This is a genomic window from Streptomyces sp. NPDC048473, assembly GCF_043200155.1.
GTDB lineage: Bacteria > Actinomycetota > Actinomycetes > Streptomycetales > Streptomycetaceae > Streptomyces.
In genome coordinates, this window is sequence record NZ_JBICXE010000009.1 from 31,661 (window position 1) to 55,029 (window position 23,369).

Sequence of the window (23,369 nt, forward strand, 5' to 3'; positions counted from 1 at the left end):
GAAGCAATGACGCACTCCCGGGTTGACTCGATACCCCCAGGGGGTATGTTGTGACCCATCGGGAAGCGCCGCCTCCCGATGGACCCGATGGGGGACACCGTCATGAACAACGCACTGAGGATCACCGCCTTCGCCGCCGCGCTCGCCGCGACCTTCGGGACCGCGTACGGCGTGGGCAGCGGCGTGGACCCGCTGGTGGCCGCTGAGGACCGCCCCGCACAGCAGCACGCCGGGCACGGCGAGGGAGAGGAGGGCGGGGTGAAGGGGGCGGCGGATCCAGTGGCCGGCGGGCTGCAGATCTCCGACGGCGGCTACACGCTGGCCCTCGAAACGCCCACGATACGAGCCGGGGCCCGGACCGAGATCCGCTTCGCCATCGAGGACGAAAGCGGCCGCAAGGTCACCGCCTATCAACGCGAGCACGGCAAGGAACTGCATTTCATCCTCGCATCGAGTGACCTCACCGAATTCCGGCACCTGCACCCCGTCCGCGCGGCCGACGGCACCTGGTCGACCCCCGTCGACCTGCCCGGGGCCGGTGGCTACCGGGCGTTCGCCGACTTCACTCCGGCCGCCGGGGGTGCCGAGAACCTCACGTTGGGCGCGGATCTGGCCGTCTCCGGCACCTACCGCCCCGCAGCTCTGCCGGCCCCGCGCGCCACCGCCGAGGTGGACGGCTACCGCGTCGCACTCGACGGCGAACTCCGGGCCGGCCAGGGCGGAAAGCTGAAGCTCACCGTCAGCAGGAACGGCCGCCCCGTCACCGATCTGCAGCCCTACCTCGGCGCGTACGGGCACCTGGTCGCCCTGCGCTCGGGCGACCTGGCCTATCTGCACGTCCACCCGGACGAGGGCGGCCCTGGTCCCGTGGTGTCCTTCACGGCGACGGCGCCCAGTGCGGGTACGTACCGGCTCTTCCTCGACTTCCGGCACGAAGGAAAGGTCCGCACGGCGGCGTTCACCGTCCCCGTGGCGGCAACGGGGAAGGCTGCCGCCGGCCATCAGGGGAGCGGGACCGGGGCGCCCGGCGGTCACGCGCACTGAAGCGGGCACGGGGGCGAGCCTCCGGACCCCGAAGTGGTGCTGCGCCGACGCCCGTTGTGAGGTGACGGCGGGGGGCGCGGCGGATGCTCCTGGCGCCCCTCGGTATCGTGAAAGGACCGGATTACGAATCCTCCGAGAGGGGCGTACGTTGACCGAACGCAAGCCTGCGGGCGTCAGCTTCGAATCATGGGTCGACAAGCAGATCCGCGAGTCCGAGCAGCGCGGCGACTTCTCGCAGTTGCCGGGATTCGGCAAGCCGCTCGACAGCCTCGACGCTCCCTACGACGAGACCTGGTGGATCAAGCAGAAGATGCAGCGGGAGGGAGTGTCGGTGCTCCCGCCGACACTGGCGCTGCGCAAAGAGGCAGAGGATGTGCGCGACGCCGTGCCCGGGGTGCGGACGGAGGCCGAGGTGCGGCGCATGCTGAACGAGGTCAACGAGAAGATCCGGGCAGCCATCAGGCGGCCGCCGCCGGGTCCTCTGCTGAACCTCAAGCCGTTCGACGTCGACGCCATGGTCGAGGAGTGGCGCGCGGCGCGCGGACCGTCGTAGTACTCGGGAGTCCGCGGACCCGGAAATAATAGGTGCCGCACAGCCGGATGCGTAATACTCCTTCTATGACACCGAGGATTACACGACCTGGTGGCGGGGTGCGCGGCGAGGCCGTACGGATCAGGCGGGCGACCGCACGGGACGCGAAGCGGCTCACCCGGCTGGTCAGGGCCTCTCGCGCCTATGAGGGGCCCTACGCCGCCATGGTCGCCGGATACCGGGTGGGGCCCGACTACATCGAGACCCACCAGGTCTTCGCGGCCGTCGAGCCCGACACCGACCGGCTCCTCGGGTTCTACTCGCTGGTCCTCGCCCCGCCGGAACTCGACCTCATGTTCGTCGCCGACGATGCGCAGGGGCTCGGCATCGGGCGGCTGCTCATCGGGCATCTGCGCGACGGGGCGCAGCGCGCCGGCCTGACCGGCGTCCGCATCGTCTCGCATCCGCCCGCCGAGGGCTTCTACCGCAGTGTGGGTGCCCGGCGGACCGGCACCCTTGCGGCCAACCCGCCCGCGGTGATGTGGGACCGGCCCGAACTGGTGCTCCCGATCGCCTGACCCGACGCGGAGGGGCCCGGCCGGAACCCGCGCACGGATCCCGGCCGACCCCCCTTTCCCGTACGTCGTGTTACGAGGTGTAGCCCCCGTAGGGACGTGTGATGATCTCCATGGCGTGACCGGCGGGATCGAGGAAGTAGATGCCTCGGCCGCCGTCGTTGTGGTTGATCTCGCCCGGGTGCTTCCGATGCGGATCCGCGTAGTACGTGATCCCGAGCTCCTTGATGCGGGCGTACGCCGTGTCGAACTCCGCCTCCGAGACGAGGAAGGCGTAGTGCTGCAGGGCGATCGACGCTTCGGGAATGGTCGCGAAATCCAGGGTGACCCCGTTCGCGGTGGCGACCGGTATGAACGGGCCCCATTCACCGCCGACTTCCAGGCCCAGTATGTTCGCCAGGAACTCGGCGGATTCCCGGTTGTCCCGGGCGTGAATGATGGTGTGATTCAACTCGACTGACACTGTGGAATGCCTCCAACGGGCATCTCACGGGCACCTCCACGCCTCACCCGGTCGGTGACCGACGCGCGATGCCGTACTCAAGATGTTAGGCGGGGTCGAACACTTCGTCGAGGCCCGGTGTGCCCGCCGTCAGGTCTACGGTGGGGGAGGAAGGGAACGCGAAGTACTCCGCGCATTCGGACGGAGGCTCACGGTGACTTCGACATCCCACCTCCCCGGCGGCCCGGGCCGCGCCACGGGCCGCCACGAGACGCCCGAGGAACGGGCGGACCGGCAGTGGAACGAACTGCTCCAGGAACTGCGGGTGGCCCAGACAGGTGTCCAGATCCTGTTCGGCTTCCTGCTCGCCGTCGTCTTCCAGCCGCGCTTCACCGAACTGTCGGACACCGACCGCACCATCTATGTGGTCACCGTGATGCTGGGTTCCGCCACCGCCGCCGCCCTCATCGGGCCCGTCGCGTACCACCGGCTGCTCACCGGACGACGGCTCAAGCCCCAGACGGTCACCTGGGCGTCACGGCTGACCGTGCTCGGGCTGGTCCTGCTGTTCTGCACCATGTGTTCCGCGCTGCTGCTCATTCTGCGGGTGGCCCTGCACAACTCCCTCGCCCTGTGGCTGGTCGGCGCAATGGCGCTGTGGTTCCTGGTCTGCTGGTTCGTGTTCCCGGCCTGGGCGCTGGCCCGCTCCTCGCCCGGACGTAAGAAATGACCGCGGTACGGGCTGGTCCGTTCAGCCGGAATCGCCCGCCACGGGGCCCGGGACGTCCGTGACCGTGAAGAGCCCGCCGTCCGGGTCCAGCAGGGTCGCCTCGCTGCCCTGCCCCAGCGGACGCTGCTCGACCAGACTGCCGCCGTGCTGCCGCGCCGCCTCGACCGTGGCCGCCACATCGGCGACGGGGAAGTGGACCTGCCAGTGCGGGCGGACCAGCGGATCGGGCGCCGCCTCCACCGCGCCGGAGCTGATCCGGGCCAGCTGACGCCCGTCGCAGTCGACGATGACCTCGTCCTTCTCGTACGACACCTCGCAGCACCCGGGACGCCCGCTCGCCCAGTCGAGCACCCCGCCGTAGAAGATCGCGGCGTCGAAGGCGTTCCTGGTGTGCAGCCGGAGCCAGGCGTGCGAGTGGCCGTCCGGCGCGCGGGGCGAGGTCGCGGGCTCGGTCCGCTCCCAGATGCCGAACACCGCACCGTCGAGGTCCGCCGCCAGCGCCCCGCGCCCCTTGCCGAGCGCCAGCGGCCCCACTGCGACCGTGCCGCTGCGCTCACGGATGCGGGAGGCCGCCGCGTCGGCGTCGGGCACGGCGAAGTAGGGGGTCCAGGCCACGGCCACGCGGTAGGCGGTCGCCACCGCGCCGATGCCGGCGACCGGCACATCCCCGCGGCGTGCGACGGAGAACTCCTGCCCCAGCTTGCCCGGCCGGAAGGTCCAGCCCAGCACGGCGGCGTAGAACTCCTGCGCCGATTCCAGGTCGCGGGTCATGAGGTTGACCCAGCAGGGCGCTGCGGATCCGGTCAGCGGCGCGGGCATCGACGCCGTCCCAGCATGGCTTCCGGTCATGGTCCTACTGCCTTCATCCGGTTCTGCGGCCTGCGCGTGCCGGCGGCCGTCGGAGCTTCACCAGCCTCACCGCGGGCGGTCGCTCCCGCAACACGCGGCGGCGCCGCGCGCCTCGCCGCACCACTCAGTGAGGCAGCTGCCCCCCGGCCTCCGGGAGGTCAGTCACGCTGCTCATCGCTGTCGCGACGGATGGCCTCGCTCCCGTGGTCACCGAGCTCATAGGGCGAGAGGCCCCGTCTGTCGGGCGGGAAACTGTCGTCGCCGTGGACATCGCGTTGCTCGAGATGGCTCCGGTGGTCCGGCCGCAGCGGCTGCTCCTCGGGCCGGGGCGGCGGCAGCTCCTGGGCCCGGCGCCGCTTGCCCAGCCAGACGGCACCGATCAGCACGCCCACCAGTGCCACTCCGACAATGCCCATCACCGCCCCGGTCGCGCCCCGCCCGTCGGCGAGGGTGAGGGCCAGTGAACCGAGGTCTCCGTTCGATACGTCCATGCCTCCCGGATACCCCGAGGCAGAAGCATCACTCGGCAATGACTATGAATTCATGTTTTAAGTGGATATAAACCTAAAAGTGTTTCGGTTCTACGAGGGCGTATCAGCGGGGTCCTCCGGTGCCTGGACCATCGGCCTGCCGACGGCTTCGTGTCGCCGTCACCCAGCAGCGGGGCGAGCCTGGAGAGGATCCTCGAATCGTTGGAGGGAAGCGATGGGAGTGCCGAATCCGCTCCATGAGGCCGGTGTCACCGACGCCCGGCTGTACGGGCACGACCCGGACAACGGGGTCGGCGGCGACGGGGCGTTCTTCCTGCTGCTGGACGAGCCGGAGGTCTACGGGCTGCCCCCGGATCCGGTCGTCACCACCCGCGACCTGCCCGCGATGTGGCTCCACGCGGGCACCGCGGCACTGTCCCTCGTCGGTGGCGTCGCACTGTCCTTCGCACTGCCCGCCCTGACCCGTCGGAAAGGACAGCGATGACCGGCACCGGGAGGCCCGGGCGGAAGGACCGGCCGAAGCGGCGGCGGCGCGGTGAGGAACTCATGGTCCCGCGCGCCGAGCTCGGCTCGTACTACGGACGTCCCGTGATCAAGGCGCCCGCCTGGTCCACGCGTGACATCGCCGGGTACTTCTTCCTCGGCGGACTCACCGGGGCGGGCTCGGTGGTTGCCGCCGGGGCGCAGCTGACCGGCCACGGCAGGACGGCGACCACGATGAAGGTGTCCTCCCTCGCGGCGGTCACCCTCTCGGCCGCCGCACTCGTCCACGACCTCGGCCGCCCCGCCGGTTTCACCCACATGCTGCGTGTCCTCAAACCGACCTCCCCGATGAGCATCGGCTCCTGGCTCCTGGCTGCTGTCCGCATACGGACCGGCCGCGGGCGCCGCCGCACTCTGTGCCACCACCGGCCGGATGCCGCGCGCCGGTGCCGCCGCGCTGCTCGGTCCCGCCGCGGCGACGTACACCGCCGTCCTCGCGGCCGACACGGCCGTACCCGCCCGGCACGGAACACACCGCGAACTTCCCTGTCTCTTCGCCGCGTCGGCGACGGCTGCAGCCGCGGGGACGGCGCCCCCACACGCGAGAACGGACCGGCCCGCTACACCGCGGTACTCGCCGCCGCGGGCGAGAGCCTCGCGAGCCGGGCCGCGGAGCGCCGGCTCGGCGTGGGTGGCCGAAACCTACCGCCAGGGGCGGGCCGGTGCGCTGCTGCGCTCTGCCCGCCTCCCGACCGCGGCCGGCGCGGTGGGTGCGGCGCTCCTCGGCGGCCGTGGCCGGCCGCCGTCGGGGCCGGGCTCGCGCTGCTCGCAGGCTCGGCCTGCACACGCTTCGGGATCTTCGCGGCAGGCATCGCCTCCGCCGAGGACCCCGTCTGCACCGTCGGTCCCCAGCGCGGGGACGTAACCCACAATGCCGAGCGGAAGGAACCGCGGTGAACACCATCAAGGAGAAGCAGACGGAGGAAAGCCACTACGACCAGGAGGTCTCGGTCGTCATCAGCGGGTGCGAGAAGGGCGACGCCCGGATGGTTTTCGACGCGCTGCGGGCCGCTTTCACCACCGACCGGGCCTCGGTCGACGTACCGAAGAAACTCGCGGAAAGGCGCCCCACCGCATGGGTGGCGACCGTCGATGTCACCGAGGAGAGGGTGGTCTCGGGACCGGTCCCACTCGGCGCGCCCGTGTCGGTCGATGTGCAGGGCGGCTACTGGGCGGTCGAACGGCTCCGGCGGAGCCTGGCGCACGCCTTCGACGTGCGGGTCGTCGGGACGGTCTCCGGAGACCAGGAGGAAGAGGTACGCCTGCGCCTGGAGAGCCGGCAGAACCGGTAGGTCCGAGAGAGCTGACAGGCCGGCAGGCCACGGCCCGGCGACGGAGCAATGAAGCAGAAAGGCATTACATATCTGATAGAAAACGGACAAAAGGTCACCCCTGAAAGGTGCGAGTGAGTGGACCCCTCTCAAGGGCGGGACGACGGTGCGCGACAGCCGGGAGCAACCGGCGACCGTTCCACCCTGACACTGCACATCAACGGAACCGAGCAGACCCTGACGCTCGATCACCGCACCACGGTCCTGGACGCGCTGCGCGAACACCTCGACCTCACCGGCGCGAAGAAGGGCTGCGACCACGGACAGTGCGGGGCGTGCACCGTCATCGTCGACGGACGGCGCGCCAACAGCTGCCTGCTGCTCGCAGTCGCCCACGACGGCGCCCGCATCACCACCGTCGAGGGCCTCGCCGCCGGCGACCGGCTCCACCCCCTCCAGGAAGCCTTCCTGGACCGCGACGCCCTGCAGTGCGGCTACTGCACACCCGGCCAGATCTGCTCGGCCGTCGGCATGCTCGGCGAGGCGGCGGACGGCTTCCCCTCCCATGTCACCGCACGCACCGCACCCGTATCCACTCCGGCGCCGCTCGACACCCCCGAGATCCGCGAGCGGATGAGCGGCAACCTGTGCCGCTGCGGCGCCTACCCCCGCATCGTCGAGGCGATCGAGGACGTGGCGCCATGAAACCCTTCGCCTACCTCCGCGCCCGGACCACCGCCGAAGCGGTCCGTGAGAGCTCCGCCCACCCCGGCGCCGGATTCCTCGGCGGCGGCACCAACCTCGTCGACCTGATGAAGCTCGGGGTGGAAACCCCCGACCTGCTCATCGACATCAGCCGACTGCCCCTGGACCAGGTGGCCGACACCGACGACGGTGGACTGCGCATCGGCGCGACCGTACGCAACAGCGACCTGGCCGCCCATCCCACGGTACGCACCCGCTACCCCGCCCTGTCGCAGGCACTGCTGTCCGGCGCATCCGGGCAGCTCCGCAACACCGCCACGACCGGCGGCAACCTGCTGCAGCGCACCCGCTGCCCCTACTTCCAGGACACCTCCAAGCCCTGCAACAAGCGGGAACCCGGCACCGGCTGCCCCGCGCTCGAAGGCGCCCACCGCGATCTCGCCGTACTCGGCCACTCCGAGCACTGCGTCGCCACCCACCCCTCCGACATGGCCGTGGCCCTGTCCGCTCTCGACGCCACCGTCCAGCTGCACGGACCGGACGGCGAACGGACCGTACCCGCCACCGAATTCCACCGTCTGCCGGGCGACACTCCCGACCGGGACACCGAGATCCGGGCGGGCGAACTCATCACCGAGGTGGTCCTGCCGCCGCGCCCGGACGGCGCCGGTTCCCTCTACCGCAAGGCCCGCGACCGTGCCTCGTTCGCCTTCGCCCTCGCGTCCGTCGCCGCGGTACTGAGCGTCCGCGACGGCCGGATCGAGCATGCGGCGCTGGCCTTCGGCGGGCTCGCCCACCGGCCCTGGCGCGCACACGCCGCAGAAGACGCGCTCCGGGGCGCACCGGCCACCGTCGAGACCTTCGAACGGGCCGTGGACGACGAACTCGCCGCGGCCCGGCCGTTGCGCGACAACGCGTTCAAGGTGGGACTCGCCCGCAATCTGGCCGTCGACGCACTGGCCGAACTCGCCGCCGACAGCTGAGCAACCGCACAAACGCCGACCCGCAGACGTGAGGACCCCGTCATGAGCCAGGCCCCTCCACCACTGGGCACCCCCGTCGCACGCCGCGAGGGCCGGGACAAGGTCACGGGCACCGCCCGCTACGCCGCCGAGCACACCCCGCCGGGCTGTCTGTACGGCTGGCCCGTCCCCGCCACGATCGCCCGCGGCCGCGTCAGTGCCGTCCACACCGACGAGGCGCTGGCCCAGCCGGGCGTGCACGCCGTCCTCAGCCACGACAACGCCCCGCGGCTGAAGCAGCCCGACGACCCGATCCTCGCCGTCCTCCAGGACGACCGGGTCCCGCACCGGGGCTGGCACATCGCGCTCGTGGTGGCCGACACGCTCGACCACGCCCGCGCCGGGGCCGAGGCGCTGCGGATCGCGTACGAAACCACCGAGCACGATGTCCTCCTGTCCGAGGACCACCCCGGCCTGTACACGCCGGAGACCGTCAACGGCGAGTACCCCGCCGTCCGCGAACGCGGCGACGCCGACCGGGCCTTCGCCATGGCACCCGTACAGGTCGACGCCACTTACACCGTCGGCGCCCTGCACAACCACCCCATGGAGCCGCACGCCTCCACCGCGCAGTGGACGGAGGACGGGCACCTGCACGTCCACGACGCGAATCAGGGGTCCACCGCGGCCCGCGAGAGCCTCGCCGCCGCCTTCGGGCTCCGGCCGCAGCAGATCACCGTGGTCTCCGAACACGTCGGGGGCGGCTTCGGCTGCAAAGGCACCACACGCCCGCAGGCCGTCCTTGCGGCCATGGCCGCGCGTCACACCGGACGCCCCGTCAAGGTCGCCCTGCCGCGGCGCCAGTTGGCTGCCGTGGCCGGCCATCGTCCGCCCACCGTGCAGCGCCTCCGGCTCGGTGCCGAACTCGACGGTACCCTCACCTCGGTCTCCCACGAGGTCATCACCCAGACCTCCACCATCAAGGAGTTCGTGGAGCAGGCGGCCGTCCCGGCCCGCGTCATGTACGGGTCGGCTCACAGCCGCACCACCCATCGTGTGACCGCCCTGGACGTGCCGAGCCCCTCCTGGATGCGCGCACCGGGCGAGGCCCCGGGCATGTACGCGCTGGAATCCGCCATGGACGAACTCGCCGCAGCCCTCGGCATGGACCCCGTCGAACTGCGCCTGCGCAACGATCCGGCCGACGAACCCGACTCCGGCCGCCCGTTCAGCAGCCGGGGCCTCGCCGCCTGCCTGGAGGAGGGTGCCGCACGCTTCGGCTGGTACGACCGCGATCCGCGCCCCGCGGTCCGCGAAGAGGGGCCGCTGCTGCTCGGTACGGGCGTCGCGTCCGCCACGTATCCCGTGTACCTCTTCGGCTCCAGCGCCTCGGCGCACGCGGCACCCGACGGCTCGTACCGCATCCAGGTCAACGCCACCGACATCGGCACCGGCGCCCGCACCGTACTCGCGCAGATCGCGGCCTCCGTACTGGACACCCCGGTGGAGAACGTCCTGATCGACATCGGCAGCAGCGAACTGCCCGACGCCCCACTGGCCGGCGGCTCCTCGGGTACGGCGTCCTGGGGCTGGTCCGTGCACAAGGCGTCCAACGCCCTCCTGCGGCAGCTGCGCGAGCGCACCGGCCCCCTTCCGGCCGAGGGGCTGACGGTCTTCGCGGACACCGGGCAGGAGACCTCCGGGGAGTCCCCGTACGCACGGCATGCGTTCGGTGCGCAGTTCGCCGAGGTCGCCGTCGACTCCCGCACCGGAGAAGTGCGGGTGCGCCGGATGCTCGGCGTCTTCGCCGCCGGGCACATCCTCAACCCCCGTACCGCACGCTCCCAGTTCACCGGCGGAATGACCATGGGAATCGGCATGGCCCTGACCGAGGGCAGCACCATGGACCCCGTCTTCGGCGACTTCACCGAGAGTGATCTCGCCTCCTACCATGTGCCGGTCTGCGCCGACGTACCGGAGATCGAGGTGCACTGGATCGACGAGGACGATCCGCATCTCAACCCGATGGGCAGCAAGGGCATCGGTGAGATCGGCATCGTCGGCGCTGCGGCAGCCGTCGGCAACGCCGTCCGGCACGCCACCGGTGTCCGGCTGCGCAACCTTCCCCTCACCCCGGACACGCTGCTGCCGTATCTCCTCTGACCTGGGCAGATCTCCCCTGTACGGCAGGGACGTCGGCCCTTGTGTTGCGCATCCGGCTCTGCAGGGTCACCCTGTTGAGTGACCCAGAAGTGACATCTGCTCACTCTTCGTATTCGGGGGTCGTTGGTTCAATGGGGCGAAGTCAGTGGGCCTCGATGTGAGGAGCCTCGACGATGACCGTTCAACTCGACCGGCACTATCTGGTCGAACTCCAGGTTTCGGCAGAGCGTGTTTCGCAGCTGCGGCGGATCATCGCCGCGCACCTACGCCACTGGAACCTAGAACTTCATATCCGGCCGGTGTGCCGGGGGGTGGAGGAGCTGCTGACCAATGTCCAGCGGCATGTCGGTGAAGACAACAACTGCGTCGTCGAACTCCGCTGGTCCGGGCGGCATCTCACGGTCTCCGTCGCCGACAACGGTTTTGAGATGCCGCGCCTGCTCAGCACCGGCGGCGGTGGTCTCAGCCGCGTCATGGCCCTGAGCGACAGCTGGGGCACCTGCCGCACGGCCGAAGGCAAAGTCGTCTGGTTCACCCGGTACGCGAAGGAGCCGCGCACCGTCGACCTGGTGCCGTCGACGCCGCTGCCCGGTGTGCGCGAGTTCCGTCGTCCGCCTGTCGCCGTCCCGGATCCCGTCCCCGAACCCACGACGGCATCCGACTCCGCCCCCGCTCTCGTCTGAGGCGGGCCACCAGGACCGGTACTGCCGGTTTCCGTACCCGCTGAACGCTTCACCTTCCCGGCGCGGACGGCGTGCACACCGCACGCATGGTCCGCGCCGGTCGGGTGTCCGCCCCGCAGGGCCCGCGTTGCGGCACGACGCGCGGCGCTGCACGGTCGAAGTACCGAGGCAAGGAGCCACAGTCATGCCCATTGCGACGGTCAACCCCGCGAACGGCGAGACCCTCAGAACGTTCGACGCACTGGGAGAGGCGGAGATCGAGCAGAAGCTCGCCGCTGCCGACACCGCGTTCCGGCAGTACCGCACCACCGGATTCGACGAGCGGGCCCGTCTGTTGAACGTGGCCGCCGGTCTTCTCGACGAGGACGTCCAGGACATCGCGCGCACCATGACCACCGAAATGGGCAAGCCCGTCAAGGCGGCCCGCGCGGAGGCCGCCAAGTGCGTGAAGGCGATGCGCTGGTACGCGGCCCACGCCGAGGAACTCCTCGCGGACGAGCATCCGCAGGCGGCCGATGTGCAGGACTCCGGTGCCTCCAGGGCCTACGTCCACTACCGCCCGCTGGGCGCCGTCCTCGCCGTGATGCCATGGAACTTCCCGCTCTGGCAGGTCGTACGGTTCGCCGCCCCCGCGCTGATGGCCGGGAACGTCGGCCTGCTCAAGCACGCGTCGAACGTCCCGCAGACGGCGATGTATCTGGAGGGCCTGTTCCGCCGGGCCGGGTTCCCGGTGGGATGCTTCCAGACACTGCTCGTGGGAGCCGGAGCGGTCGAGTCGATCCTCCGCGACCGCAGGGTCGCCGCTGCCACCCTCACCGGCAGTGAGCCGGCCGGGCGCTCGGTCGCGTCGATCGCGGGCGACGAGGTGAAGCACACCGTGCTGGAACTGGGCGGCAGCGACCCGTATCTCGTCATGCCGTCGGCGGACGTCGCCAGGGCCGCCCGTACCGCCGTGACCGCCCGGGTGCAGAACAACGGACAGTCCTGTATCGCCGCCAAACGGTTCATCGTGCACACGGAGGTGTACGACGAGTTCGCCGAGCGGTTCACCGTGGGCATGCGCGATCTGACGGTCGGCGACCCGCTCAAGGAATCCACCGATGTCGGACCGCTCTCCAGCGAGCAGGGCCGCGCCGACCTGGAGGAGCTGGTGGACGACGCGGTACAGCAGGGCGCGAGCGTGCTGTGCGGAGGCGGCCGGCCCGACGATCTGGGCCCGGAGCTGGAGCGGGGCTGGTTCTACGCCCCCACGGTCCTCACCGGGATCACGACCGGTATGCGCATCCACCGCGAGGAGACCTTCGGCCCCGTCGCCACGCTCTACCGCGTCGAGGGGCTGGACGAGGCCGTGGCGCTCGCCAACGACAGCCCCTTCGGCCTCAGCTCCAACGTATGGACCCGGGACGCCGACGAGGCCAGTCGCTGTGTGCGCGATCTGGAGGCGGGTGGTGTCTTCTTCAACGGCATGACGGCGTCCCATCCCGCGCTGCCCTTCGGCGGCGTGAAGCGCTCCGGCTACGGACGTGAACTCGCCGGGCACGGCATCCGCGAATTCTGCAACGCGACCACGGTCTGGTACGGCCCCGAGCCCGTCGGCGCCACGTCCTAGGAGACACATATGAGTCATGCCGCCCACCCGGCAGTGACGTCCGGCATCTCCGACGAAGAGATCGCGGCACTCGACGCGCACTGGCGGGCCGCCAACTATCTGGCCGTCGGCCAGATCTATCTCCTGGCCAACCCGCTCCTGACCGAGCCGCTCACCCCGGCGCACATCAAGCCGCGCCTGCTCGGCCACTGGGGCACCTCACCCGGACTGAACCTGGTCCACACCCATCTCAACCGGATCATCAAGACCCGCTCCATCCAGGCCCTGTGCGTCTGGGGTCCCGGCCACGGCGGACCCGCCGTCCTCGCCAACTCCTGGCTGGAGGGCAGCTACTCGGAGACGTACCCCGACGTCAGCCGTGACGCCCAGGGGATGGGGCTGCTGTTCAAACAGTTCTCCTTCCCCGGCGGGGTGCCCAGCCATGTGGCACCGGAGACTCCCGGCTCCATCCACGAGGGCGGCGAACTCGGCTACGCCCTCACCCACGCCTACGGAGCCGCCCTCGACCACCCGGACCTGCTCGTCACCTGCGTCATCGGCGACGGCGAGGCCGAGACCGGACCGCTCGCCGCGTCCTGGCACTCCAACAAATTCCTCGACCCGGTGCACGACGGGGCCGTCCTCCCGGTCCTCCACCTCAACGGCTACAAGATCGCCAACCCGACGGTGCTCGCCCGCCTCCCCGAGACGGAACTCGACGCGCTGCTGCGCGGTTACGGGCACGACCCCCTGTACGTCGGCGGCGACGACCCTCTCAGCGTCCACCGGGCGATGGCCGCCGCGATGGACCGGGCCGTCGACCGCATCCGGGAACTCCAGGCCGCCGCCCGCACCGGCGGCGACACCGAGCGCCCGCACTGGCCGATGATCGTGCTGCGCACCCCCAAGGGCTGGACCGGCCCGGCCGAGGTCGACGGAGTGCCCGTCGAAGGAACCTGGCGCGCCCACCAGGTCCCGCTGCCCGGCGTCCGGGACAACCCCGAACATCTGCGTCAGCTGGAGGCGTGGATGCGCTCCTACCGGCCGGAGGAACTCTTCGACACCTCGGGGCGCCCCACTGCCCAGGTGCTCGACTGCGTGCCCGAAGGCACCGCCCGGCTCGGCGCGACCCCGTACGCCAACGGCGGTCTGCTCCTGCGTGATCTGCCCATCCCGCCGCTGGACGACCACGCCGTCGAGGTCGACAAGCCCGGCACCGTGCTGCACGAGCCGACCCGGGTGCTCGGCGGACTGCTCAAGGCCGTCATGGCCGCCACCGCCGAACGCCGCGACTTCCGGGTCGTGGGCCCCGACGAAACCGCGTCGAACCGGCTCGACGCCCTCTACGAGTCCACCGCCAAGGCGTGGCAGGAGCGGATCCTGCCGACCGACGAGCACCTCTCCCGCGACGGACGCGTCATGGAGGTGCTCTCCGAGCATCTGTGCCAGGGCTGGCTGGAGGGGTACCTCCTCACCGGCCGGCACGGTCTCTTCTCCTGCTACGAGGCGTTCGCCCATATCGTCGACTCGATGGTCAACCAGCACATCAAATGGCTCAGGACATCCCGCCGGCTGGCCTGGCGCCGCCCCATCGCCTCGCTCAACTACCTGCTCACCTCGCACGTCTGGCGCCAGGACCACAACGGGTTCTCCCACCAGGACCCCGGCTTCGTCGACCACATCCTCAACAAGAGCCCCGAAGTCGTACGGGTCTATCTGCCGCCGGACGCCAACACCCTGCTCTCCGTCGCCGACCATGCGCTGCGCAGCCGGGACTACGTCAATGTGATCGTGGCGGGCAAGCAGCCGAGCTTCGACTGGCTCACCATGGACGAGGCCCGCGCGCACTGCGCCCGCGGAGTCGGCGTGTGGGAGTGGGCGGGCACGGAGGACGGCAGCCGCGAACCCGATGTGGTGCTCGCCTGCGCCGGTGACGTACCCACGCTGGAGACGCTGGCGGCAGCCGATCTGCTGCGCAGGCATCTGCCGGAGCTGGCGGTACGGGTGGTCAATGTGGTCGACATGACGCGGCTGCTGCCCCACGACGAGCACCCGCACGGAATGCCGGACTCCGAGTACGAAGCGGTGTTCACCAGGAACACCCCGGTGATCTTCGCTTACCACGGCTACCCGTGGCTGATCCACCGGCTGGCCTACCGTCGCGCCGGCCATGCCCATTTGCATGTGCGGGGCTACAAGGAGGAGGGCACCACGACCACGCCCTTCGACATGGTGGTCCGCAATGACCTGGACCGCTACCGGCTGGTCATGGATGTCATCGACCGGGTGCCCGGCCTCGGCGTCCGTGCCGTGGCGGTACGCCAGGCGATGGCGGATGTCCGCACCCGCCATCACGCCTGGATCCGTGAACACGGCACGGACCTGCCCGAGGTGGCGGACTGGACCTGGAGCGGCTGACACCGCCCCGGTCTCTGAGCCCACGTCACAAGGACCGGGGCGGCTGACACCGCCCCGGTCCCTTGTGATGTGGGCTCAGCGGCCGACCGCCTGTGCCAGCTGGGCCTTCGTCATGTGCGACCGTCCGTGGACGTTCTTCTTCTTCGCCTCTTCGTAGAGCTGGTCGCGCGTGGGCCCCTCGGCTCCGCTGTGGGAGCGCAGACCGCCGCGCCGCGAGGACGACATGTCCTCGATGGAGGTACGGCTCGCGGTCCTCGACTCGCCGGCGCGGGCGCGCTCCTTGTTGACCGTACGGGCCGCGATCTCCTCGGCCCGGTCCTCGCTGACCCCGCGCTCCTGCGCGCTCTCCTTGATGTGTTCGTACTGCCGTTCCCGTTTGGCGTTGGATCCGCGTGGCATGGTGCGGTCACTCCTCTCCCTGGGATCTGCCCCGGGACTCGGCCCGGGGCTCGATCGGGCCCCTCCCCAGTGTCCCAGCGGCCCTCGGGGCCCGCACGCCTGCCGCGCACCCGATGCGGCGTACGGCGTGTTGCCGGACTGTTCAGTACCGCAGAGCCGCCGCGATCCGTCCGTGCTCCACGAGCGAGTCGTCCGCGAGGAAGACCACGTCGGTGCCGCTGTCCAGCGCCGCCTCGACGAGCTCGTCCACGATGTCCTCACGGACGGAGCCGTCCGTGAGGTCCGCGGCTTCGCCGCTCACCGGTTCGAGGTGCTCGTCCGACACCCGTACCGTCTGCTGGAAGTGCTCCTCCACCGCGACCAGTCCGGCGCGGCCCTCCCGTACCGCGGCCCACACCTCGTCGAGACCACCGGCGAAGGCACGGCGGCCGCGCGCTTCGTCCAGCGTGCCGTCGATCTCCGCCGCGAACCGCTGCTGCCGCTCGTCGAGCGCCGGCCTCAGCTCCTTGAGCAGGCCGCTCGGTGTCAAGTCGGCAGGTGCACCCTTGGCGACCCGGCCCACGGCCGACTTGGCGCTCTCGCCGACCTCGTCCAGCAGAGCGAGCGCGGGGGCGAGGCCGACCAGATACAGCGGGCGCGGGTCCGTGACCAGTACCGCGCGCAGCTTCTCGTCGACGGTGCGCAGGAAGTTGCGCGTCTCCTCGTCACTGAAGGTGCTCGGCGTGTCGCCGATCCGCTCCTCGCGCTGCGGGTTGGGCGCCTCCCGCGGAGCCGTCAGCGGGAACCCGCCGGTCCGCTTCTCGAGCAGAACGTCCGCCGTGCCGCTCCACAGAGCGGCGTGGTCGGCCGACACGGTGAGTGCCCAGAACGGCTGGGCCTGGGCCTTCGCGGCGACCAGGTTACGGGTCAGGTAGGTGTCGCTGAGCACCACCCGTTCGGGTGCGGTACGTGGCAGCTGCCAGATCTGGTGCTCGTCGGCGGTGACGAGGACGACCAGGGCGTCCAGGGCCCGGCGGGGGTCCACCTCGGTGACCGCGCGGTCGAGCTGCTTCTTGAGAGCGGTCCGGGCCTCGCGCGCGACGGCGGGATCCGCTTCCAGCCGGCTGGCGGCCTCGGCCACCAGGTTGCGCAGCCGAACGGCGTCCTGGGCATTGTCCGGAGCGCGGCGGTGCGTCGGCATGCTCAGGGACAGGGCCGGATAGGGCTTGGCCGCCCGCAGTTCCTGCAACAGGCCGGCGGTCAGGGCATCCGTATCCATCGTTCTCTCCCAGGGGCTTCGGCCGTCATCCGCTCCCTACTGAAGCGGGTGAATTCGACGAGTCAATTCATACCTTTTGATCATAATATGGGCGAGTTCTTTGTTATCGGTCTCAGGAGGTACGTGCGATGTCCACGCTCACCGTGTGGAAGTTCCAGTCGGCCGAGGGCGCGGAGAACGTGGAGACGACGCTCAAGTCCCTTCAGAAGGAGGGGCTGATCAAGATCCTCGACGCGGCCGTGGTGAGCTGGCCCGCCGACCGGGCGAAGCCCAGGACCAAGCAGTTGATCAACCTCGTCGGTGCCGGCGCACTGAGCGGCACGTTCTGGGGAATGCTCTTCGGGCTGATCTTCCTGATGCCGCTGCTGGGCGCCGCGATCGGCGCGGCGGCCGGGGCACTGGGCGGCAAGCTGGCCGATGTCGGCATCGACGACGACTTCATCGCCGAGGTCAAGGAGAAGGTGACGCCCGGGACTTCGGCCCTTTTCCTGCTGACTGTGAACGAGGTGCCCGACCGGATCGGCGACGCGCTGCCCGACGGCGGCGCCGAACTGCTCCACAGCAACCTGGACATGCAGAGCGAGGCGCGGCTGCGCGAGATCTTCGGCGAGGACGCGGCCTGACCGACCGGGGGAGCCCGGCGTTCCGGGTTCCCCGCACTGTCTCTGCCTCACCCCCATTTCCTCATCTCTTCCTGCCTCTCCATCTCCCTTACGCCCTTCCGAGCAGACGGAGCGTCCGTGAACCCGACCAGCCCCTTGCGGCAAGCCCTCGGCGGCCGCGCAGCCCACAACCTGACCCCAGCCGTGCTGGCCGCGGTGATCATCGCCGGTACCGCCGCCTGCGGCGGTTCCGACACCTCCTCGCAGGGCACGGCCAGGAGCACCCGTACGGTGTCCCCGGAACCGGCCATGACCCGGTCCGCGAGCGCCAGTCCGCGTACCCAGCAGGAATTCGCGGCCTCGGTCTCCGCAGCTGCCGAGCGCAACCGCCAGCAGGCCGCCAAGCAGCTCGAAGGCGTCCGGGGGCGGGGCAACGCGGTCAAGGACGTCTCGGTGACGGGGCTGCCGGTCGTGACATCCGAGCAGTTCCGCAGCGCCCTCGTCCGGGTCACCAACCGCACGGACAAGGCCGCCTTCTACGCCGTCAAGGTGGAGTTCGTCGACTCGTCCGGGAAGGTGCTCGACTCCGTGGTGGTCGGCTTCGCGGACGTCCCGCCCGGCCGGACCGTCAGCCAGCACGCCAACAGCCGAAAGGCGGCCGGAGTCAAGACGTTTCCCCGGATCGCCCAGGCCGAGCGCAGCTGACGGCCGGGCCGGGTGAGCGCCGCCGAAGCCGTCACCGATGCCCTGGGCGAACTGCACGCGCGGTTCGCCGGGCTGCAAGGCGGCCAACTCGCGGGCTACATTCCGCAACTGGCGCTGGCCGACCCGGATGCGTTCGGACTGGCGCTGATCAGCATGGACGGCCACCGCTACAGCACCGGTGACGCCGACGCCCCGTTCACCATGCAGTCCGTGTCGAAACCGTTCGTCTACGCCCTGGCCCTGACCGTCCTCGGGCTCGACGAGGTGGGCCGCTGGGTGAACGCCGAGCCCAGCGGCGAGGCGTTCAACGCCATCAGCCTGGAACCGGTCACGGGGCGGCCCGACAACGCCATGGTCAACGCGGGCGCCATCGTCACCACCGCGCTGATCCCGGACACCCCCGACGCCCCCAGATTCGACCGCATCCTCGACTGCCTGAGCCGGTTCGCCGGACGGCAGCTGGATGTCGACGAGCAGGTGTACGCCTCCGAGTCCGTCACCGGCGACCGGAACCGCGCTCTCGCCTATCTGATCCGCAGCGCCGGCCCGCTGCCCGTCGACCCGGTGGCGGCAGTGGAGACGTACTTCAGACAGTGCGCGGTACGGGTCACCACGCTCGACCTCGCCGCGATGGCCGCGACCCTCGCACACGGCGGCGTCAACCCGCTCACCGGCGTCGAAGTGGTCCCGGAGCCGGTCGCGGCCCAGGTGCTGGCCGTGATGGCGACCTGCGGCATGTACGACGCCTCGGGCGACTGGCTGCTACGGGTGGGGCTGCCGGCGAAGAGCGGTGTGTCCGGCGGACTGATCGCCTCGGGCCCCGCCAGGTTCGGTCTGGCGACGTACAGCCCGCTGCTGGATCCGACCGGCACCTCCGTACGGGGGCGCGCCGCGCTCGGGGCCCTGTCGGAGCGGCTCGGACTGCATCTGATGCACAATCCGGCGCTGGCCGGGTCCACCGTCACCCTGGTCACCACCGCCGACGATCTGCCGTCCGCCCAGGCCGGGCCGCGGGAGCGCGCCCGGCGCGAACGGGTCGCGGTCGTCGCCGCCCAGGGCGCCCTCGACTTCACCGCGGCCGAGCGGGTTCTGTACGCCCTGGACGAGGCGCGACCGCAGGAGACGGGGGCCGCGGTGCTGGATCTGCGGCAGGTGACCGATATCGACTCGGTGGCCCGGGCGGTGCTGCAGAGCGGACTCGGCCGGCTCGTGGAAGGCGGCGTGCGTACCGCAGTGGCCGACCCGGCGGGCCACCTCGTCCTGCTCCCCGGCGCCGGGGAGCAGGACGAACACACGGCCCTTCGGGCCTTCGCCTCCCGTGAGGAGGCCGTGGCCTGGAGTGCGAGCGGCCTGGCCGACTGAAATGCGACAGGAGCCCGCCCGGGCCCGCGCGTCTACCAGATGGACTCGACCCATTCCGGGTGATCGATAAACGGGTTCCGGTTGTGCTGGTACTGGTCGAATATGACGTCGTTGCGCCGCTTCTCGAAGGTGTCCGGCGGGTCCTCCTGGCTCCACGCCTTCAGTACCGAAAGGCGGCCGATGTTCGGTGCGGAGCCGTTGGACACGCTGTCGTTGGGTTCGAGGTCGGGGAAGGCGTCGTCGCCCTCGTAGCGCACCGCCATGTAGAGGATCATGCGGGCCACATCGCCCTTGACCGCGTCGCGCGGTTCGAAGGAGTCGCTGTCGGTGTAGCTGCCCGGTGCGCCGCTGACCGCGCTGCCGCCGTTGTCGAAGTCCTTGTTTCCGCGGATGGAATTGACGGTGACATCCTCCGGGCGCAGATGGTGGATGTCGGTGCCGGGGCCGGTGGCGGTGCCGAAGTCGCCGTGGGACTTGGCCCAGACGTGCTCGCGGTTCCACTGGCCGACAGAGCCGCCGTTGTCGCTCTTGGGCTCGGAGCGTCCGGAGTAGAGGAGGATCACGTTCGAGGGGTTGGCGGGGTCCTCGTCCGTGTCCTTGAGAGCGTCCCAGACCTGGCTGTAGGAGATCTTGGTCTGGCTGCTGATGATGGTGTGCAGTGCGCTCTTGAGCGCGGTTCCGGACTTGCCGAGCGCGTCCTGGTAGTACGTGTCGTCGAGAGCGCCGAGCGGTGTCGCGGCGACCGGCGCGGCCTGGGGTGTGGCGGCCGGTGCGGCGGCCGCGGTGCCTGCGAGTACCGCGAACGCGGCGAGGGTCGCCAGCAGGGGGCGCCGGTAATGAAGGTGACGACGGGACATGTGGGGTGTCCTCTCCGAAAATGCGGGCACCACGAAGCCGTCACAAGGTGGGGGGCGGCGCCGCGGTGGTCGTGTGGTACGTGGTCAGCGGGAGCCTTCCACACGCACCGTGACCATGGTGTGAACGCTGTGTACCTATCATGTGCAGGTCAAGTGAGGCCTTGTCCGTGTCGCCGGGAGCGGATGGGGAGGCATCGGATGCGGAGGGCCGGGCGCGGGGCGAGAATGACCGAAAGGACGAGGAGGCGGCATGAGCGACGAGTCCGAATCCGTATACGCAGGCCGGGGAGTGACTCCCGACAGCCTCTTGCACACCGGCGGGAGCGACAATCCGTCGGCAGAGGACCTGGTGCTCGCTTCCGGGCGGGACCTGACTCCGAAGAATCTTCAGTGGGCGGAGCGCAGGCTCGCCCGGGAGGGCCGGGCGGCGATCGACAAGACGCTGCCGTAGCGCGTGGCCCGGCGGCCGACGCGGGGAGTGCGTGGGCGCTCCCCGCGGTTCGGCTAGCCTGGGTGCACAATGAACCGTTTGACGACGTCAGGGGCCGGGTACGAGCTGGCCCGCTTCCCCGAGGACCCGCGCGACCCGTTCCGCGCCTGGGACGCTGCCGATGAGTATCTGCTGCGGCGGCTGGAGGGGACCGACGAGTCGGAACCGGTCGACCTGTCGGGCGCCGTGGTCGTGGTGGGCGACCGCTGGGGCGCCCTGAGCACGGTGCTGGCCGGGTACCGCCCCGTACAGATCACCGACTCCTACCTGGCGCAGCGCGCGACCCTGGCGAATCTGGACCGCAACGGCGTGGATGCGGATGCCGTACGCCTCCTGTCGGCCAGGGACGCACCGCCGGACCGTATCGACGTCCTGCTGGTACGCGTCCCGAAGAGCCTCGCGCTCCTGGAGGACCAGCTCCACCGGCTCGCACCGGCCGTCCACGCGGGCACCGTCGTCATCGGCACCGGCATGGTCAAGGAGATCCACACCTCCACCCTCAAACTCTTCGAGCGGATCATCGGCCCGACCCGCACCTCCCTCGCGGTCAAGAAGGCCCGGCTCATCTTCTGCACCCCGGACCCGGCCCTGGCCCGTACGCCCAGCCCCTGGCCGTACCGCTACGAGCTGCCCGAGGGTGTCGGTCCGGTCTCCGGCCGGACGGTCACCAACCATGCCGGGATCTTCTGCGCCGAGCGCCTCGACATCGGCACCCGCTTCTTCCTCGGCCATCTCCCCGCGCGCAGCGGCCCGGACCGGGTCGTCGACCTCGGCTGCGGAAACGGCGTCGTCGGACTGTCCGCCGCGCTCGCCAACCCCGAAGCGACGGTCACCTTCATCGACGAGTCGTACCAGGCGGTCGCCTCCGCGAAGGAGACCTTCCGGGCCAACACCGGCCCGGACGCCAAGGCCGACTTCGTGGTCGGCGACGGCCCGGCACAGCTGCCGCCCGGCAGTGTGGACCTGGTGCTCAACAACCCGCCGTTCCACTCCCACCAGGCCACCACCGACGCGACGGCCCGCAATATGTTCCACGGGGCGCGCGCCGCACTGCGGCCGGGCGGCGAGCTGTGGGTCGTCGGCAACCGGCACCTCGGCTACCACACCCAGCTGCGCCGGACCTTCGGCAACTGCACCACGGTCGCGGGCGACCCGAAGTTCGTCGTCCTGCGCGCCGTCAAGCGCTGACGCCCGCCGGAGACGCCCTGGCCCTTCCGGATTCTTGTAACACGTTCTACTGTGTGCGCCGCCGCACACGGGCGACGCGACCGCGAGACTCCTGGAGGGGCCGTGCACCTCGAATACACGCCTGAACAGCAGCAGTTGCGCGCCGAGCTGCGTACGTACTTCGCCGCACTGGTCCCCGACAACGCCTACGCGCGCTACGCCGACCCCGCTGCCCAGAAGAACTTCTACCGAGAGACGATCCGGCGCCTCGGTACCGACGGCTGGCTCGGCGTCGGCTGGCCGACGGAGTACGGCGGACGCGGCCTGTCCCCGATGGAACAGTTCATCTTCTTCGACGAGGCCGCCCAGGCGGGCGTACCGCTGCCGTTGATGGCCCTCAACACCGTCGGTCCGACGATCATGCAGTTCGGCACCGACGAACAGAAGGCCTATTTCCTGCCGAAGGTCCTCGCCGGTGAGATCGACTTCGCGATCGGATACAGCGAGCCCGACGCGGGCACCGACCTCGCCGCGCTCAAGACCCGGGCCGTGCGCGACGGCGACGAGTATGCCGTCAACGGGCAGAAGATCTGGACGACCAACGGCGACACCGCCGACTGGGTCTGGCTCGCCGTCCGCACCGACCCGGACGCCCCGCCCCACAAGGGCATCACCATGCTCCTCGTCCCGACGAGCGACCCCGGCTACTCCTGCACCATCATCAACACCCTCGCCTCGCACGACACCACCGCCAGCTACTACGAGAACATCCGCGTCCCCGTCTCCCGCCGCGTCGGCGACGAGAACAAGGGCTGGCGGCTCATCACCAACCAGCTCAACCATGAACGGGTCACCCTCGCCGCTCACGGCACCATGGCCATCCGCGCCCTCCACAACGTCCAGCGCTGGGCGGCGGACACCAAGCTCACCGACGGCCGCCGCGTCATCGACCTCGGCTGGGTCCGCTCCCTCCTGGCCCGCACCCACACCCGGCTCGACGCCATGAAGCTCCTCAACTGGCAGATGGTGTCCGCGGTCCAGAACGGAACACTCACTCCGCAGGACGCCTCGGCCGTCAAGGTCTACGGCTCCGAGGCACGCCGCGACGCCTACGCCTGGCTGATGGAGGTCGTCGGCTCGGCGGGACCGCTGAAGGAAGGGTCGGCGGGCGCCGTACTGCACGGCGAGCTCGAACGCGGATACCGGTCCGCGGTCATCTTCACCTTCGGCGGCGGCAACAATGAGATCCAGCGGGAGATCATCTCGTGGATCGGTCTGGGGATGCCGCGCGTACGGCGGTGAGCGCATGTGACGAGGATTCATAGTTGGCACAGGAGAGGCATGGTTGGCACCGGCTGCAGCCCGCAGTCATCGGGATGCCGGCTCCGACGGGAAGGACGTGCCGCGACCACGGCAGGGCACCACGAAGGTTCGGACTGAGGGGATGCCCCACGTGGTGGTGTGAGCTGCGGCACGACGTCTCTTCGGGGGTGCCGATCTGTCGCGGCGGCTGGTTCCTGACGGTCTGTCGGA

The 23,369-nt window shown here is 70.4% G+C and carries 24 protein-coding genes and 1 pseudogene; 19 read left to right on the forward strand and 6 right to left on the reverse strand.

Annotation, left to right across the window (positions count from 1 at the left end; translation table 11 throughout):
- Positions 1-102 precede the first annotated feature (102 nt).
- The 3 genes from ACGFU7_RS17445 (at position 103) to ACGFU7_RS17455 (ending at position 2,154) form a co-directional block, all read left to right on the forward strand.
- The gene (locus ACGFU7_RS17445) at positions 103-1,044 is read left to right on the forward strand and encodes a hypothetical protein (RefSeq protein ID WP_393696687.1); all 942 of its coding nucleotides are present in this window, start codon (positions 103-105) and stop codon (positions 1,042-1,044) included.
- A 148-nt stretch (positions 1,045-1,192) separates the two neighbouring features.
- A complete protein-coding gene (locus tag ACGFU7_RS17450) occupies positions 1,193-1,597 on the forward strand; it encodes a DUF1992 domain-containing protein (protein ID WP_393696689.1) in 405 nt (134 codons plus the stop codon).
- A gap of 65 nt (positions 1,598-1,662) precedes the next feature.
- Positions 1,663-2,154 carry a GNAT family N-acetyltransferase gene (locus ACGFU7_RS17455; RefSeq protein WP_393696691.1) on the forward strand — a complete coding sequence of 164 codons (492 nt, stop codon included), beginning with the start codon at positions 1,663-1,665 and terminating at the stop codon, positions 2,152-2,154.
- 70 nt (positions 2,155-2,224) lie between these two features.
- On the opposite strand, the gene ACGFU7_RS17460 is transcribed toward ACGFU7_RS17455, so the two are convergent.
- Positions 2,225-2,614: a VOC family protein gene (locus ACGFU7_RS17460; protein WP_393696693.1), complete on the reverse strand. Its 390-nt coding sequence runs from the start codon at positions 2,612-2,614 to the stop codon at positions 2,225-2,227.
- A gap of 193 nt (positions 2,615-2,807) precedes the next feature.
- Between ACGFU7_RS17460 and ACGFU7_RS17465 the strand changes: the two genes are divergently transcribed.
- Positions 2,808-3,323, forward strand: a complete 516-nt coding sequence (locus tag ACGFU7_RS17465; RefSeq protein ID WP_393696695.1) for a DUF6328 family protein — start codon at positions 2,808-2,810, stop codon at positions 3,321-3,323.
- Between the two features lie 21 nt (positions 3,324-3,344).
- Here the strand turns inward: ACGFU7_RS17465 and ACGFU7_RS17470 are convergent, their stop codons facing one another.
- Positions 3,345-4,172: a VOC family protein gene (locus ACGFU7_RS17470; RefSeq protein ID WP_393696697.1), complete on the reverse strand. Its 828-nt coding sequence runs from the start codon at positions 4,170-4,172 to the stop codon at positions 3,345-3,347.
- Positions 4,173-4,330: 158 nt separating this feature from the next.
- Entirely contained in the window at positions 4,331-4,663 is a 333-nt protein-coding gene (locus ACGFU7_RS17475; protein ID WP_393696699.1) for a DUF6479 family protein, read from the reverse strand.
- Positions 4,664-4,754: 91 nt separating this feature from the next.
- Here ACGFU7_RS17475 and ACGFU7_RS17480 point away from each other — a divergent pair.
- The 9 genes and pseudogenes from ACGFU7_RS17480 to ACGFU7_RS17520 form a co-directional block, all read left to right on the forward strand.
- Positions 4,755-5,147: pseudogene (locus ACGFU7_RS17480) on the forward strand (4Fe-4S ferredoxin); the annotation flags it as partial.
- Positions 5,144-6,103 carry an NrfD/PsrC family molybdoenzyme membrane anchor subunit gene (gene nrfD, locus ACGFU7_RS17485; RefSeq protein WP_393696701.1) on the forward strand — a complete coding sequence of 320 codons (960 nt, stop codon included), beginning with the start codon at positions 5,144-5,146 and terminating at the stop codon, positions 6,101-6,103. The pseudogene ACGFU7_RS17480 and the gene nrfD, both read left to right, overlap by 4 nt.
- Positions 6,100-6,498, forward strand: a complete 399-nt coding sequence (locus ACGFU7_RS17490) for a hypothetical protein (RefSeq protein ID WP_393696703.1) — start codon at positions 6,100-6,102, stop codon at positions 6,496-6,498. The genes nrfD and ACGFU7_RS17490 overlap by 4 nt, the downstream gene beginning before the upstream one ends.
- Before the next feature lie 117 nt (positions 6,499-6,615).
- Entirely contained in the window at positions 6,616-7,182 is a 567-nt protein-coding gene (locus ACGFU7_RS17495; protein WP_393696704.1) for a 2Fe-2S iron-sulfur cluster-binding protein, read from the forward strand.
- Positions 7,179-8,165: an FAD binding domain-containing protein gene (locus tag ACGFU7_RS17500; RefSeq protein ID WP_393696706.1), complete on the forward strand. Its 987-nt coding sequence runs from the start codon at positions 7,179-7,181 to the stop codon at positions 8,163-8,165. Before ACGFU7_RS17495 ends, ACGFU7_RS17500 begins: the two co-directional genes overlap by 4 nt.
- Before the next feature lie 42 nt (positions 8,166-8,207).
- Positions 8,208-10,307: a xanthine dehydrogenase family protein molybdopterin-binding subunit gene (locus tag ACGFU7_RS17505; protein ID WP_393696708.1), complete on the forward strand. Its 2,100-nt coding sequence runs from the start codon at positions 8,208-8,210 to the stop codon at positions 10,305-10,307.
- A 173-nt stretch (positions 10,308-10,480) separates the two neighbouring features.
- The gene (locus ACGFU7_RS17510; protein WP_393696710.1) at positions 10,481-10,990 is read left to right on the forward strand and encodes an ATP-binding protein; all 510 of its coding nucleotides are present in this window, start codon (positions 10,481-10,483) and stop codon (positions 10,988-10,990) included.
- A gap of 184 nt (positions 10,991-11,174) precedes the next feature.
- Complete coding sequence (locus tag ACGFU7_RS17515; RefSeq protein WP_393696712.1) at positions 11,175-12,599, forward strand: NADP-dependent succinic semialdehyde dehydrogenase; 1,425 nt, start codon at positions 11,175-11,177, stop codon at positions 12,597-12,599.
- A gap of 9 nt (positions 12,600-12,608) precedes the next feature.
- Complete coding sequence (locus ACGFU7_RS17520; RefSeq protein WP_393696714.1) at positions 12,609-14,996, forward strand: phosphoketolase; 2,388 nt, start codon at positions 12,609-12,611, stop codon at positions 14,994-14,996.
- A 75-nt stretch (positions 14,997-15,071) separates the two neighbouring features.
- On the opposite strand, the gene ACGFU7_RS17525 is transcribed toward ACGFU7_RS17520, so the two are convergent.
- Both ACGFU7_RS17525 and ACGFU7_RS17530 read right to left on the reverse strand, forming a co-directional pair.
- Positions 15,072-15,395: a plasmid stabilization protein gene (locus ACGFU7_RS17525; protein ID WP_393696716.1), complete on the reverse strand. Its 324-nt coding sequence runs from the start codon at positions 15,393-15,395 to the stop codon at positions 15,072-15,074.
- A gap of 142 nt (positions 15,396-15,537) precedes the next feature.
- Positions 15,538-16,653 (reverse strand): chemotaxis protein, encoded by a 1,116-nt coding sequence (locus ACGFU7_RS17530; RefSeq protein WP_393696718.1) that lies wholly within the window; start codon positions 16,651-16,653, stop codon positions 15,538-15,540.
- Between the two features lie 128 nt (positions 16,654-16,781).
- Between ACGFU7_RS17530 and ACGFU7_RS17535 the strand changes: the two genes are divergently transcribed.
- The 3 genes from ACGFU7_RS17535 to glsA all read left to right on the forward strand — a co-directional run bounded on the left by ACGFU7_RS17535 (position 16,782) and on the right by glsA (position 19,322).
- The gene (locus tag ACGFU7_RS17535; protein WP_393696720.1) at positions 16,782-17,276 is read left to right on the forward strand and encodes a DUF1269 domain-containing protein; all 495 of its coding nucleotides are present in this window, start codon (positions 16,782-16,784) and stop codon (positions 17,274-17,276) included.
- Between the two features lie 117 nt (positions 17,277-17,393).
- Positions 17,394-17,960, forward strand: a complete 567-nt coding sequence (locus ACGFU7_RS17540) for a hypothetical protein (protein WP_393696722.1) — start codon at positions 17,394-17,396, stop codon at positions 17,958-17,960.
- A gap of 12 nt (positions 17,961-17,972) precedes the next feature.
- Complete coding sequence (gene glsA / locus ACGFU7_RS17545) at positions 17,973-19,322, forward strand: glutaminase A (protein ID WP_393696724.1); 1,350 nt, start codon at positions 17,973-17,975, stop codon at positions 19,320-19,322.
- A gap of 32 nt (positions 19,323-19,354) precedes the next feature.
- Here glsA and ACGFU7_RS17550 read toward each other — a convergent pair whose 3' ends face one another.
- Positions 19,355-20,179: an endonuclease I family protein gene (locus tag ACGFU7_RS17550; RefSeq protein WP_393696726.1), complete on the reverse strand. Its 825-nt coding sequence runs from the start codon at positions 20,177-20,179 to the stop codon at positions 19,355-19,357.
- A gap of 250 nt (positions 20,180-20,429) precedes the next feature.
- Between ACGFU7_RS17550 and ACGFU7_RS17555 the strand changes: the two genes are divergently transcribed.
- The 3 genes from ACGFU7_RS17555 (at position 20,430) to ACGFU7_RS17565 (ending at position 23,138) form a co-directional block, all read left to right on the forward strand.
- A complete protein-coding gene (locus tag ACGFU7_RS17555) occupies positions 20,430-20,630 on the forward strand; it encodes a hypothetical protein (protein ID WP_393696728.1) in 201 nt (66 codons plus the stop codon).
- Between the two features lie 69 nt (positions 20,631-20,699).
- Entirely contained in the window at positions 20,700-21,857 is a 1,158-nt protein-coding gene (locus ACGFU7_RS17560; RefSeq protein WP_393696730.1) for a methyltransferase, read from the forward strand.
- 102 nt (positions 21,858-21,959) lie between these two features.
- Positions 21,960-23,138 carry an acyl-CoA dehydrogenase family protein gene (locus ACGFU7_RS17565; RefSeq protein WP_393696732.1) on the forward strand — a complete coding sequence of 393 codons (1,179 nt, stop codon included), beginning with the start codon at positions 21,960-21,962 and terminating at the stop codon, positions 23,136-23,138.
- The last annotated feature ends 231 nt before the right edge of the window (positions 23,139-23,369 follow it).